This window comes from Yersinia canariae (genome assembly GCF_009831415.1).
Classification (GTDB): domain Bacteria; phylum Pseudomonadota; class Gammaproteobacteria; order Enterobacterales; family Enterobacteriaceae; genus Yersinia; species Yersinia canariae.
Genome location: NZ_CP043727.1, coordinates 2,154,102 through 2,167,700, shown reverse-complemented (window position 1 = coordinate 2,167,700; position 13,599 = coordinate 2,154,102). Strand labels below are relative to the sequence as shown.

Here is a 13,599-nt window from a genome sequence, read left to right as displayed (position 1 = left end):
GATTTGTGAAGTGAGAACCCTCTGATGAATTACCCGCAACTACGTCGTCTCGATTTACCTAAACTGATGTTTGGGGTGATGTTCATTATGATAATGATTATCGCCAGTGTTTGGGTGGTGCAGCCTTTTATTATGGGCTTTGCCTGGGCTGGCATGGTGGTCATTGCCACTTGGCCGCTGCTGATTAGGCTACAAAATGTGCTTTGGGGCAAACGCTGGTTGGCCGTCATTATTATGACCCTCTTGCTGATTTTACTGTTTGTTATCCCCATTGCACTGTTAGTCAGTAGCTTGGTTGAGAACAGCGGCCCGCTTATCCAGTGGGCATCCAGCCCCTCTAATTTGAAAATACCCGATGTCACCTGGTTGAAATCAATACCCATGGTGGGCAACAAGTTGTATAGCAGCTGGAATTCATTGATTGCGGGGGGCGGGAATGTGCTTATCGCCAAAGTTCAGCCCTATATCGGTGCCTCCGTAACTTGGTTGGTCGCGCAAGCCGCTCACATTGGCTATTTTTTGATTCATTTGGCACTGATGGTGCTGTTTAGTATTTTGCTCTATTTCCATGGCGAGCAGGTCGGCTTGGGTATCCGCCATTTTGCGGTGCGGGCTGCTGATAAACGCGGTGATGCGGTAGTTGTACTGGCGGCAAAAGCGATTCGAGCAGTGGCATTGGGGGTGGTAGTGACCGCATTGGTACAAGCCGTGTTGGGCGGGATTGGCCTGGCCATTGCCGGGATTCAATACGCGACGTTGTTTACAGTATTAATGTTTATTTGCTGTGTGGCGCAACTCGGGCCACTGCTGATACTGATCCCCGCGGTCATCTGGCTCTACTGGACCGGTGACTCAACCTGGGGCACGATATTGCTGGTATGGAGTTGTATCGTCGGAACAATGGATAACGTCTTGCGGCCTTACCTGATTCGTATGGAAGCAGATATGCCGATGATATTAATTCTGTCCGGCGTTATTGGCGGCTTGCTGTCATTTGGCATGATTGGCTTGTTTATTGGCCCAGTCGTGCTGGCTATCTCCTATCGATTGACATCAGCTTGGGTCAATGAAGCGCCGGAACCCGAAGAAAGCATTACCGAAGTCGTTAAACATTTAGAAGAGCTTTGATATGTAATAGGGGTTTTGCGGTTATGCTGCCGAACCCCTATTATCCAGCAACATCCGCTACCGGCAATAAATAATAGCCTTTTAAATATTCACATTTATATTTGAAACAACCGTTCGTATCAGTGATTAAATAAAGTCGTCATTAATAACAATATGAAATCACTTTTATTATAAATATATACATTCAATTATATTCAGAGGATTCTTAATGACTAACCCACGGAATTTACTTATTATTATCAACTAGTGTTTCCCCTGTAAAATTTAAATAAATCATCTAATAATGACTTATTTAAATATCTGCAATCAAATACACGTATTGCTGTGTGTAGTCTTTGCCTGTCACCTAAGACGGGCTTTTTTTTTATATTCTGCTTAATTAAAATGACAGCTGGGTTAGCCACAGTGATTCACTTCGATCATTTGTATTACTGCTGGCAAGAGCAAAAAAATCCGCAACCTAAGCTGCGGATGATAAATATATTGCCGTTAGCGCCCTCTGATCAATGTTTAGTATGCTCGGCCAGACTTAACCAGGTTTGCACCACGGTATCGGGGTTAAGAGACAAACTGTCAATCCCTTGTTCCATCAGCCACAAAGCAAAGTCTTCATGATCTGATGGGCCTTGCCCACAGATACCGACATATTTTCCCTGACGTTTAGCCGCTTGAATTGCCATTGATAACAATGCTTTTACTGCCTCATTGCGCTCATCAAACAATGCTGACACCACGCCAGAGTCACGGTCTAGCCCCAGAGTTAACTGAGTCATATCATTGGACCCAATGGAGAAACCATCAAAATGCTCAAGGAACTGATCGGCCAGTAAAGCATTCGACGGGATTTCACACATCATAATGATCTTCAGGCCATTTTCGCCACGTTTAAGCCCCTGCCGGGCAAGTTCCGCCACGACTGCCTCCGCCTGAGCCACAGTGCGCACGAAAGGCACCATCACTTCGACGTTGGTCAAGCCCATCACATTGCGCACCCGCTTAACTGCGTCACACTCAAGTGCAAAGCAGTCACGGAAACTGTCTGCGACATAACGCCCCGCCCCACGGAAGCCCAACATCGGGTTCTCTTCGTGTGGCTCATAGGCTTCCCCGCCGACCAGATTGGCATACTCGTTAGATTTGAAATCTGATAAACGCACAATCACGCGTTTCGGCCAAAATGCCGCCCCCAAGGTTGAAATCCCTTCAGTTAAGCGGCCGACATAAAACTCAACCGGATCGTCATAACCATTCATCAGAGCTTTGATTTCGGCCTGAATAGCCGGCGATTGAGTATCAAACTCCAGCAGGGCTTTAGGATGCACACCAATCATGCGGTTGATGATAAACTCCAGCCGCGCCAACCCAACCCCTTCATTTGGCAAGCGAGCAAAGTCGAATGCCCTGTCCGGGTTACCAACGTTCATCATGATTTTTAAAGGCAAATCAGGCAATTCAGTGACTTGTGAGCTTTGAATAGAGAAGTCGAGCAACTCATGGTAAACATAGCCGGTATCCCCTTCAGCACAGGAAACCGTCACATTTTGCCCTTCATGCAAGATGTCAGTGGCATTACCGCAACCCACAACTGCGGGTATCCCCAACTCACGGGCAATAATCGCCGCATGACAGGTTCGCCCACCACGATTAGTGACGATGGCAGATGCCTTTTTCATGATGGGTTCCCAATCAGGATCGGTCATGTCTGTTACCAGAACATCACCAGGCTGAATTCTATCCATCTCGCTGATATCGTGAATGACCTTAACTGGCCCTGCACCGATGCGATGGCCAATAGCACGGCCCTCCACCAGCACATTACTCTGATTATTTAGCTGATAGCGCTCCATGACCTGTTCATTGGAACGTACCGTTTCCGGACGCGCCTGCACGATAAACAGCTTGCCAGTATGGCCATCTTTCGCCCACTCGATATCCATCGGGCGGCCATAGTGTTCTTCAATCAGCAATGCCTGATGGGCCAGTGCTTCAACTTCATCATCACTCAGAGCGAAACGATTGCGTTGGGCATCTGGCACATCTTCAATTTGGACTTGTTTACCATGCTCCTTGTTTTCGGCATAAACCATACGGATCTTTTTCGACCCCATATTACGGCGCACAATGGCCGGATTGCCATTTCGCAATGTCGGTTTATGCACATAAAACTCGTCAGGGTTTACAGCGCCCTGCACCACCATCTCCCCCAGCCCATGGGCGGCGGTGATAAAGACGACTTGATCAAAACCCGACTCGGTATCAATGGTAAACATAACACCAGAAGAGGCGAGATCTGAGCGCACCATCCGTTGTATACCCGCCGACAATGCCACGCCGCGATGGTCATACCCCTGATGTACCCGATAAGAAATGGCCCGGTCATTAAACAGTGAGGCGAAAACATGCTTGATGGCAATCATCACCGCATCAATTCCCTGCACATTAAGGAAAGTTTCTTGCTGTCCGGCAAAAGAGGCATCCGGCATATCTTCCGCCGTTGCGGATGAACGCACAGCAAATGAGGCTTGCGGATCATCCGCTAATTGCTTGTACGCATCGTGAATTGACTGTTCGAATTCAGGATGGAATGGCGTCTCAATTACCCATTGACGAATCTGCGCACCGGCTTTGGCTAACGCCGCAATATCATCAACATTGGTTTGGTCCAACAGTTGATAGATGCGGTTATTCACGCCGCTTTGCTCCAGAAAATCATTAAAAGCCTGCGCGGTGGTCGCAAAACCATTGGGCACCGAGACACCCAGTTCAGAAAGATTGGTTATCATTTCACCCAGGGAGGCATTTTTGCCGCCAACCCTTTCAACATCGTGCATGCCAAGCTGGTTGTACCAAAGCACATTACACAGATTTAGGCCATTGTTGGACATCGAAACAATCCTTTTTACATTGTCATTAGTTACGGACGATCAGTAGGGTACGGCTAGAGGTTATCAGGCCTCTCCCCGATGTCATTTGGGCGGCAAGTTAGCTGGATAAACTGACTCACGGATAATCGAGCACAGCTCACGTCTCAGCAACGCCCAATGGCAAAGGAGATAATTTCAGACTAGCACAATCATCCATAGCCCATGGACAGGTGAATCGATCAACCCAACAAGAAAAGTTATTTTCAGGCGATTCTGACAGCAAACTCTTTACCGATAGGCTGAATAAGGCACACTGATGCAGATAATCAGCCGCAACATCAGCCAGAGAATTATTCAGGAGTCTGTGTGGAAAGAAGTGTGTTTTATATTTCAGATGGGACGGCAATCACGGCGGAAGTTCTCGGCCATGCGGTTCTGTCACAGTTTCCGGTTAAGGCCACCACCTTTACGCTGCCCTTTGTTGAAAGTGCTGCGCGAGCCCAAGAGGTGTGTGAGAAAATCAATGAAATATATCGCGAAACTGGGGTCAGACCTCTGGTTTTCTATTCGATAATCAGCCCTGAAGTTCGGGAACTCATTCAGCATAGCAATGGATTCTGCCAAGATATCGTGCAGGCGCTGGTCGCCCCCCTTCAGGGCGAATTGGGGGTATCACCACAACCCATACTCAACCGCACCCATGGTTTAACAGAAAGCAATCTGGGCAAATATGACGCGCGCATCGCCGCCATCGACTATGCACTGGCTCACGATGACGGTATTTCTCTGCGCAATCTTGATCAAGCCCAAGTGATTTTACTAGGCGTTTCCCGCTGCGGTAAGACCCCCACCAGCTTGTATTTGGCCATGCAATTTGGCATTCGTGCTGCAAACTACCCTTTTATCGCCGATGATATGGACAACCTACAGCTTCCCGCGGCACTGAAACCCTTTCAACATAAATTATTTGGCTTGACCATTAACCCCGAGCGACTGGCGGCAATTCGTGAAGAGCGGCGAGAAAACAGCCGCTATGCATCCCTGCGCCAGTGCCGGATGGAAGTCGGAGAGGTCGAGGCGCTGTTTCGTAAAAATCAGATCCGCTATCTGAATTCCACCAACTATTCGGTCGAAGAAATCTCAACCAAAATTCTGGATATTTTGGGTATGAGCCGCCGGATGTTCTGATTTAGAGCATTCGCTAGAAATATTGTTTACAGTTTATTTCATCAAAATTTCTATGAATCATGACTCTGGCGGTTGAATTCATTTGTTTTTGGTTTATTGTGATCGCCATCACTTCCCGGTATTCCTGCCGCAGAGAAGAACAGATTTAGAGAATTTTCATGCACAAAACTGATGAACTGCGGACAGCGCGCATCGATAGCTTGGTCACGCCACAACAATTGGCAGAAAAGTTACCGATTTCTGAAGCCGTTGCCGATAACGTGACAGCGTCACGCAAGCGAATTGAAAAAATACTGACCGGCGAAGACTCACGTCTTTTAGTTATTGTTGGCCCCTGTTCAATTCATGATCTGGATGCTGCAATCGATTATGCAACCCGGCTGAATGTATTGCGGGTTCGTTACCAAGACCGCCTCGAAATCGTCATGCGCACTTATTTCGAAAAACCGCGGACGGTGGTCGGCTGGAAAGGGTTAATTTCAGATCCCGCCCTCGATGGCTCATGCCAGGTCAATTTGGGCATCGAGATGGCGCGCCGGTTGCTGCTGGCCGTCAATGAGTTGGGCTTGCCCACCGCCACCGAATTCCTTGATATGGTGACCGGACAGTATATTGCCGACCTAATTAGCTGGGGTGCGATTGGGGCGCGGACCACCGAAAGCCAAATCCACCGGGAAATGGCCTCGGCCCTTTCCTGCCCGGTGGGTTTCAAAAATGGTACAGATGGTAATACCCGCATTGCGATTGATGCTATTCGTGCTGCGCAAGCAAGCCATATGTTCTTGTCTCCGGACAAAACCGGCCAAATGACAATTTACCAAACCAGCGGCAACCCCCACGGGCACATCATTATGCGCGGCGGAAAAACCCCCAATTATGGTGCCTCAGATATCGCCGCAGCTTGCGATAGCTTACGTGAATTTGATTTACCCGAACATTTAGTCATAGATTTCAGCCACGGCAATTGCCAGAAAATGCATCGCCGCCAATTAGAAGTTGCCGCCGATATTGGTCAGCAGATCCGTGCGGGATCCACCGCTATCGTCGGTGTGATGGCGGAAAGCTTCCTGGTTGAAGGCACCCAGAAAATTGTTGCCGGCCAACCTCTGACTTACGGGCAATCCATTACCGATCCTTGCCTGAATTGGGTGGATACTGAGCAGCTATTAAGTTTATTAGCAGATGCTGCCAGCAGTCGGTTTTAAGACGTATTAGCTTGACGTAACACAGTGATGGAATGACTTTAGTCCCGTGGTTATTCCATCACTGATATAAATGTATTTACCCATCCAATTGATACCCCCCATTTCTTACCCTCCCGGTTCATTCAAAATATACATAACTAATGAAAAATAACGTTTTGAAATAACAACTAATAGAGATTAGGATTGAAACAGCTCGCAAATGGAGATGATAATCATTATCAATTTATAATGATATGAACCCTAAAGAAACACCTTATGCACAAAGCAACATATCGCACTCAAAAATACGCAGACCAGACATCTTCCGCAGTGCCATTTTCATTCATTAACAGCCAACAATTGCTTGGGTTACATGATGTCGTCGCCATCAACCACCAAGGTCAGATTTATTATTTGCGCCAAACCAAAGCAGGAAAACTCATATTGACTAAATAACGCTGAGTCAATTCTCTTGCCATACACAATATTCACCACGCCAGCCACCTCATGCTTAGCACTAAGGCAGCCAGCAATCCATTGATTATATTAAACAATATATGGAGAGCTGTTTATGCCACATTACTTTCGTTTGTCTACATGCAGTTTGGTTATCACCTGTGCTTTGTCGTCAATGGCAACCGCCAGCCTATCGACAAAAAGCCACTATGACACGCTAAAAGTGACGGGTATCCAGGCGATGCCCGACAGCTTTAATCAGCCCGGCATTCTGACCGTCATTGATGCTTCACTGCCACACAAGCAAACGGCCACCAGCGCCATCGACATGCTAAAAAATGTGCCGGGGGTGAATGTCACCGGGGCCGGTCGTACCAACGGGCAGAATGTCAATATCCGAGGTTATGACCAATATGGTGTACTGGTGCTAATCGATGGCATCCGTCAGGGAATCAAAGGGGCGCACTTTAATGGCACTTTCCTTGACCCGGCATTAATAAAGAAAGTCAGTGTTATCCGTAGCCCATCAACCTCTCTATTTGGTAGCGGTGCGATGGGCGGCGTTATTGCCTACCAGACGGTTGATGCCGCTGACTTACTGACCGGTTCACAAAAGTTGGGGCTGCGCGTCAGCCACCATAGCGCCAGTGCATATCATAGTCAGGGTATGGCAATGTCTGCTTTTGGCCGAACTGAACATCTGGACGGTATTATTGCCTTGAGTAAACGCGGGGTGGGAAATATTCGCCAAAGTAATGGTTATATTGCGCCCAACAGTGAAGCCATTGATAATCTGATGCTTAAGAGCACCCTCTTCTTTTCTGATAGCCAGTCATTAACCACGGCTCTGCGTTATTACAATAACCATGCCCAAGAACCACGAATGGCCAATCAGAGTGCGCCAGACCCAAAACATAACAAAAACCCAATGATGGCGCGCTCGACTATCCAACGCGACGCCGAGCTAACCTATCGCCTGCAACCGCAGCATCTTTCCTGGCTGGATGCCACCACTCACATTTATGCTTCTGAAATTCATGTCAATGATGATGTGCGTTATGAAGGTTATGGCAGCCGCCGACAGCTGACCCGTGGTGCAAAACTGGAGAATCGCAGCCAGCTTTTAACCGACAGCCCGGCAGCGCATTTACTGACTTATGGTGTGGAGGCTTATCACCAGCGGCAAATCCCCAAAGGGTTTATCCGCAGCTTTCCACCGGCTGAAATCAAATTTTCTTCCGGGTGGCTACAAAATGAAGTGACCATTCGCGATTTGCCGATAACTTTGCTGGTCGGCACCCGTTTTGACCGCTATAAAAACAGCCGCGAAGGGTTTGCGGATAGAGAGGCCAAAAACCAATCAACACGCGGTGCGGTCACTCTCAATCCAACCGATTGGTTAATGCTGTTCGGCGCATACAGTCAGGCGTTTCGCACCCCCACATTGGCTGAGCTTTATAACAATTCACAGCATTTTCCTTTTAATTATTGGACACCTAACCTAAATCTAAAACCGGAAAGTAACGTCACACGTGAAGCCGGTTTTGGGTTGCATTTTGATAATCTGCTGGCCGATAACGATACCGTCAAATTTAAGGCCAGCTATTTCAATATTGACGCCAAAGACCGTATTACTAGTGAAGTTAAGGTTGGATTTGATAAGTTTAAATTTGGCCCTAAAGATAATTATTCCACCTATATCAATATCCCCAATAGCAAAACCTGGGGCTGGGATGCCTCACTGGATTATCAAAATCGCTGGTTTGACTGGAGTTTGGCCTATAACCGCACCCGTGGCATCAATCTTGATACCCGCCAATTTATTAACAGCATCAACCCCGACACGGTTACCAGCACCCTAAATATTCCTATTGCAAACAGTGGGTTGAGCGCTGGCTGGATAGCCACACTAGCGGAAAACACCAAATTTATGAAAGACAATGATGCCAATTCATCACCCAACCCCGATAAATCGCAAGCCGGTTATGCCGTGCATGACTTTTATATGAGCTACCGCGGGCAAGGTGCATTCAAAGGTGTCACCACCACGGCCGTGCTGGCGAATGCCTTTGATAAAGAATACTACTCGCCGCAGAACATCACGCAGGATGGACGCAATGCCAAGTTATTAATCAGCTATCAGTGGTGATTTTTCATCCATTCAAACATGGTAACTGGTCAATAAGTGACCATAATTAAGTAGCGCAATGGACCCTGTCGCAGTGATACAAGCTGCGACACTATATGATAAAGGAATTCATAAATGGAAATGACACTGTCCCAACACTATCTCAACACCAAGCAATCTCACCCAGAGCTTTCCCCCCGTGAATTAGCACACAAGCTGAAGATCAGTGAGGCGGAACTGGCCTATGCCCGAGTGGGTGAAGATGCGCAACGGTTAGATATCAGTGCCAGTATCTTGCTTACCGAGTTAGAAAATGTCGGCCTCACCCGCGCCATTACGTCTAATCAACATGCAGTACATGAGGTTATAGGGGAATATCGGAACTTACGCCTACATGGCCATCTCGGTTTGATTCTTAACCCCCGCGCGCTGGATTTAAGATTATTCTTTCGCCACTGGAACTCTGTTTTCAGTCTGCGCGAAACAACAAAACGAGGTGAAGAACTCAGCATTCAGTGTTTTGATTTCCAAGGTAATACCGTTCATCGAATCTATTGTATTGAGGAAACCAATCTGGATGCCTGGCAGGCGTTGGTAGAAAAATACCGCACCCCCGATAATCCGCTGCTGGTATTAGAACCCGCCGATGAAATCCCCCATGCCGAACCTGATATCGACGGTGCCATCATTGATGCCGAATGGCGAAAAATGAATGATATTCATCAATTTTTCATGCTGCTCAAACGCCATAATATCACCCGCAAACAAGCTTTCCGGGCTGTCGGAGACGACTTAGCTTATCGCGTCGATAATAAAGCCTTAATACAAATAATTAACGCCGCACATACTTGCCGGAATGAAATCATGCTCTTCGTGGGAAACAACGGATGCATGCAAATATTCACCGGCATCATTGAGAAGTTCGATATTTCTGATGATAATCATTCGGTTAAAGTGAAAAGCCATCAGTTTGATTTGTATTTAAACCAACAGGCCATCACCGAAAGTTGGGTAACACGTAAACCCACCAAGGCGGGTTTTGTCACGAGTCTGGAATTGCTTGATAAGCACGGTAAGCATATTTTGCAAATTTTTGGTCAGCGCAATGAAGATCAACCCGAGCAAAGTCAATGGCATGAGCAAATTGCCGCATTGGCTGCCATAGGTTCTGTGAATGAGTAAATTGGTCGTTGCACTTATATTTTTTCTTTCAATGAACTGCATTGCCACGCAACGTATTGTCACTATTGGCGGTGATGTTTCTGAAATCGTCTATGCATTGGGAGCTGGCGAACTTATTGTCGGCCGGGATAGCACCAGCCTAAACCCGGTGGCGCTAAAAACATTGCCCGACGTCGGCTATATGCGACTGCTCAACACGGAAGGCATTCTGGCGCTAAAACCCACATTGATTTTAAGTAGTGAGCGCGCGGAGCCATCACGAGCATTAAGACAAGTCAAGGAATTCGGGGTCCAGCTTATCTATGTTCCGGCCGATAAATCGCCGGAAAAAGTGATAGATAAGATACAGTTAATTGCCGCCGCCGTGAATCAAGAAGAAAAAGGCCAACAACTGATAGAACATTACCAACAGCAGTTGGCCACAGTTGTGTCAACGCCGCTGCCAGTAAAAGCCTTATTTGTCATGATTCATGCGGGAATCCCCCCGTTGGCGGCCGGTTTGGATACCGCTGCTGATAGTATGTTCAGGGCTTCAGGATTGAAAAATGCAATTGAGGGATTTAGCGGGTATCGGCCCTTATCTCAAGAAGGGATCATTGCCAGTGCTCCCGACTTGCTGATTGTGACCACCCATGGGGTCGCGGCACTTAAGGACATAGACAATGTCTGGCGTTTACCCGGCCTCGCGCTAACACCTGCGGGTCAACAAAAACGGCTGTTAGTGATTGATGATATTGCTTTACTGGGGTTCGGCTTGCAAACCCCGGATATCCTCAAACAACTTCGTGCGGCGGCGCAATCACATTGACGTGGTGCCCAAACGTCGAGCAAGACGGTGGCAGGGATGTTAAATCTGCCACCCATACTGACTAACTGGAACAGGAAATTTCCAGATGTTTTCCCCAATCCGGTGGCAATGCTGCGAACTCATTGAACTCAGGTTGGTCAGCAAAAGGTTGCTGTAAGGCCTGATGCAAACGTTGCAATGGCTGAATATCATCCTTTTCTGCGTGATCGATAGCAAGTTGTGCCAAATAATTCCGCAATATGTACTTAGGATTGACCGCTTTCATGGCTTGTTGGCGCTGTGCATCACCAATTGATTCTTGTTGCAAACGTGTGCGATAACGGCGGAACCAACTGTCAAAAGCCGCTCGGTCGATAAAATCATCCCGCAATGGCGATTGCGCCGAGTGTATTTCAACGTCACTCAGCATGCGGAAGGTTCGGGTATAATCTCGCCCTTCTTTTATCATCAAACTCAATAATCCCGCCAGTAAGTCATTATCCTGACTGTCACGTTCAAAAAAGCCTAATTTTGCGCGCATTTGCTGACCGTAAGCCGCCATTAATTCTGGTTCATAAGCTTCTAACGCCCGCTGCAATTGCCCAGTGGTCAGTAAACCTGACAGCGCCTGCCCCAGCCGATGCAAATTCCACAGTGCAACCGCGGGCTGATTGTCGAAAGCATAGCGCCCTTGATGATCTGAATGGTTACATATATAACCGGGCACATAATCATCAAGAAAACCGAATGGGCCATAATCCATGGTAATGCCCAGTATCGACATATTGTCGGTGTTCATCACTCCATGGGCAAAACCAATGGTTTGCCAATGCGCCATCAGCCGTGCAGTGCGCTCGACCACATCAGTAAACCACAGCAGGTAGCACTCCTCTTGTCCGACAAGTTGCGGCCAGTGCCGGGCAATCACATAATCCGCAAGCTGTTTGACTTGCGTGGGCTGTTGCCGATAGTAAAAATGCTCGAAATGGCCAAAACGAACATGACTTTCAGCCACCCGCAGCAACATCGCCCCTCTCTCTGCTTGCTCGCGATAAACCGGATGGTCGCTGGTCACGATGGTTAATGCACGGCTGGTGGGAACACCTAAGTGGTGTAAAGCTTCGGAGGCTAAGAACTCGCGGACGACTGAGCGCAGCACCGCCCGTCCATCCCCCATTCGAGAATAGGGCGTTAATCCGGCCCCTTTCAAATGCCAGTCCATATGGCGGCCATCACTAAGTTGTTGTTCACCCAGCAAAATACCGCGCCCATCGCCTAACTGCCCAGCCCACATACCAAATTGGTGACCACTGTACACTTGTGCCAAAGGATCCATACCGGGTAATAGCGTTTCGCCCGCCCACACCGCCGCTTTCGGCGCACGGAACCAACTGGCATCAAGTTCCAGCTCTCTGGCAAGCGGCTCACTGTGATATAGCAGGCGCGCCCCTGTTAAGGGGGTTGGCTGCAAGTGAGTATAAAAACCGCTCAGTTGTTGCGCATAACTGTTATTAAACTGAGGTGTTTTATCATTCATACTCATATGCCCTAAATAATTCGAGTTGCCGAAAGGCGACAACTGAGTGACAAAGTGTTCGAACGGCGTTTATGCCAGCCCGTGGCTAAGCCTCTAATAAGGCTCATTATAAACATCAGCGTAATACCTCCGCCAACCAGTGGCGAACTTGCAGTAACTCAGCTTGTGACTCGGGAAAGTCTTCACTTAATCGCAAGCAAACGGCATTAATGGCATCAGGACGATAAGTCACTCCCTGTAATCGTTCAGCGAGTGCCTCCAGCGGGGCCGGATTCAAGCTGTCAGTGAATATCTGGCAGCGATCAATTGCACCGTGCAATACATCAAAATGTAGTTCAATTCCGCCCCAGATAAAGCGGGTATCGACCAGATGACTAAATGCCGGGGCCTGACCGAAATTCCATTCCCAGCTACTCTGCCGGGCAAATTGTTCAGCGAAACCGGGGAGATCGGGTAATGCTTGTGGAGAGATTATTTCTGCGGGGACTTTTTCATCATAATAGTTGAAGAAAGCATGCTCAATGGCGGCGCAAATTTTCTCGTGATCAATGCCCGGTAACAACTCTACCAAGTTAGTCACTCGTGATCGTACGGAGGTAATCCCTTTCGCTTGTAATTTTTTCGGGTCTGGATTGAGATAATCAGCCAAACGATTGAGGTCGGCATTCAGTAACAATGTCCCATGGTGAAAACCGCGATCTTTGGTTTCTTTATAAGCGGAGCCAGAGACTTTGCGCTCACCATCATCCGTCACCACCACCAAGTCGTTACGACCTGATGCTGTGGCCTGGACGCCAAGGGCGGCTAACGCATTCAGAATAATTTGAGTTGATATCGTTTTATCATATTCCGGCTTACCCGCCATAAAGGTGAAGCAGGTGTTACCCAAATCGTGAAATACCGCCCCGCCGCCGCTGCTACGCCGAGCCAGCTTCACACCGTCTTGTTCCATGCGCCGGGTATTACACTCTTTCCATGGATTCTGCGCACGGCCGATAACCACGGTATCAGCATTACGCCATAAAAACAGAACCCGTTGTTCCGGTGACATTTGACGGAAAATACACTCTTCTACCGCCAGATTAAACCAGGGATCATAGGAATCAGAAATGAGTAACCGAAGGGATGACATAAACGCGGCTCCG

10 protein-coding genes and 1 other RNA gene are annotated in these 13,599 nt (G+C 48.0%); 8 read left to right on the top strand and 3 right to left on the bottom strand.

What is annotated here, in order from left to right; all coding sequences use genetic code 11:
- The first annotated feature begins 24 nt into the window (after positions 1 to 24).
- Together ydiK and rprA are read left to right on the top strand one after the other, a co-directional pair.
- Positions 25 to 1,128, top strand: coding sequence for an AI-2E family transporter YdiK (gene ydiK / locus F0T03_RS10025; RefSeq protein ID WP_145556704.1), 1,104 nt, complete (start codon positions 25 to 27; stop codon positions 1,126 to 1,128).
- Positions 1,129 to 1,390: 262 nt separating this feature from the next.
- An RNA gene (gene rprA, locus F0T03_RS10020) (antisense sRNA RprA) lies at positions 1,391 to 1,495 on the top strand.
- A 136-nt stretch (positions 1,496 to 1,631) separates the two neighbouring features.
- Here the strand turns inward: rprA and ppsA are convergent.
- Entirely contained in the window at positions 1,632 to 4,013 is a 2,382-nt protein-coding gene (ppsA, locus tag F0T03_RS10015; protein WP_159678153.1) for a phosphoenolpyruvate synthase, read from the bottom strand.
- Positions 4,014 to 4,358: 345 nt separating this feature from the next.
- Here ppsA and ppsR point away from each other — a divergent pair, with 345 nt between their 5' ends.
- The 6 genes from ppsR to F0T03_RS09985 all read left to right on the top strand — a co-directional run bounded on the left by ppsR (position 4,359) and on the right by F0T03_RS09985 (position 10,938).
- Complete coding sequence (gene ppsR, locus F0T03_RS10010) at positions 4,359 to 5,180, top strand: posphoenolpyruvate synthetase regulatory kinase/phosphorylase PpsR (RefSeq protein WP_145556706.1); 822 nt, start codon at positions 4,359 to 4,361, stop codon at positions 5,178 to 5,180.
- A 158-nt stretch (positions 5,181 to 5,338) separates the two neighbouring features.
- Positions 5,339 to 6,385 carry a 3-deoxy-7-phosphoheptulonate synthase gene (locus F0T03_RS10005; protein WP_159678150.1) on the top strand — a complete coding sequence of 349 codons (1,047 nt, stop codon included), beginning with the start codon at positions 5,339 to 5,341 and terminating at the stop codon, positions 6,383 to 6,385.
- Positions 6,386 to 6,640: 255 nt separating this feature from the next.
- The gene (gene hemP / locus F0T03_RS10000; RefSeq protein WP_145556708.1) at positions 6,641 to 6,820 is read left to right on the top strand and encodes a hemin uptake protein HemP; all 180 of its coding nucleotides are present in this window, start codon (positions 6,641 to 6,643) and stop codon (positions 6,818 to 6,820) included.
- A 115-nt stretch (positions 6,821 to 6,935) separates the two neighbouring features.
- Positions 6,936 to 8,969, top strand: coding sequence for a TonB-dependent hemoglobin/transferrin/lactoferrin family receptor (locus F0T03_RS09995; RefSeq protein ID WP_159678147.1), 2,034 nt, complete (start codon positions 6,936 to 6,938; stop codon positions 8,967 to 8,969).
- 114 nt (positions 8,970 to 9,083) lie between these two features.
- Complete coding sequence (locus F0T03_RS09990; RefSeq protein ID WP_159678145.1) at positions 9,084 to 10,130, top strand: hemin-degrading factor; 1,047 nt, start codon at positions 9,084 to 9,086, stop codon at positions 10,128 to 10,130.
- Complete coding sequence (locus tag F0T03_RS09985) at positions 10,123 to 10,938, top strand: heme/hemin ABC transporter substrate-binding protein (protein ID WP_159678141.1); 816 nt, start codon at positions 10,123 to 10,125, stop codon at positions 10,936 to 10,938. The genes F0T03_RS09990 and F0T03_RS09985 overlap by 8 nt, the downstream gene beginning before the upstream one ends.
- A gap of 61 nt (positions 10,939 to 10,999) precedes the next feature.
- Here the strand turns inward: F0T03_RS09985 and F0T03_RS09980 are convergent, their stop codons facing one another.
- Positions 11,000 to 12,460 (bottom strand): protein adenylyltransferase SelO, encoded by a 1,461-nt coding sequence (locus tag F0T03_RS09980; protein WP_159678138.1) that lies wholly within the window; start codon positions 12,458 to 12,460, stop codon positions 11,000 to 11,002.
- Between the two features lie 109 nt (positions 12,461 to 12,569).
- Complete coding sequence (gene lplA, locus F0T03_RS09975) at positions 12,570 to 13,586, bottom strand: lipoate--protein ligase (protein WP_159678135.1); 1,017 nt, start codon at positions 13,584 to 13,586, stop codon at positions 12,570 to 12,572.
- Positions 13,587 to 13,599: the final 13 nt, after the last annotated feature.

Bases quoted from the DNA above. Each gene is read 5' to 3' on its own strand.
- ydiK (WP_145556704.1), top strand. From the start codon at position 25: ATGAATTACCCGCAACTACGTCGTCTCGATTTACCTAAACTGATGTTT.
- ppsA (WP_159678153.1), bottom strand. From the start codon at position 4,013: ATGTCCAACAATGGCCTAAATCTGTGTAATGTGCTTTGGTACAACCAG.
- F0T03_RS10005 (WP_159678150.1), top strand. From the start codon at position 5,339: ATGCACAAAACTGATGAACTGCGGACAGCGCGCATCGATAGCTTGGTC.
- hemP (WP_145556708.1), top strand. From the start codon at position 6,641: ATGCACAAAGCAACATATCGCACTCAAAAATACGCAGACCAGACATCT.
- F0T03_RS09995 (WP_159678147.1), top strand. From the start codon at position 6,936: ATGCCACATTACTTTCGTTTGTCTACATGCAGTTTGGTTATCACCTGT.
- F0T03_RS09990 (WP_159678145.1), top strand. From the start codon at position 9,084: ATGGAAATGACACTGTCCCAACACTATCTCAACACCAAGCAATCTCAC.
- F0T03_RS09985 (WP_159678141.1), top strand. From the start codon at position 10,123: ATGAGTAAATTGGTCGTTGCACTTATATTTTTTCTTTCAATGAACTGC.
- F0T03_RS09980 (WP_159678138.1), bottom strand. From the start codon at position 12,460: ATGAGTATGAATGATAAAACACCTCAGTTTAATAACAGTTATGCGCAA.
- lplA (WP_159678135.1), bottom strand. From the start codon at position 13,586: ATGTCATCCCTTCGGTTACTCATTTCTGATTCCTATGATCCCTGGTTT.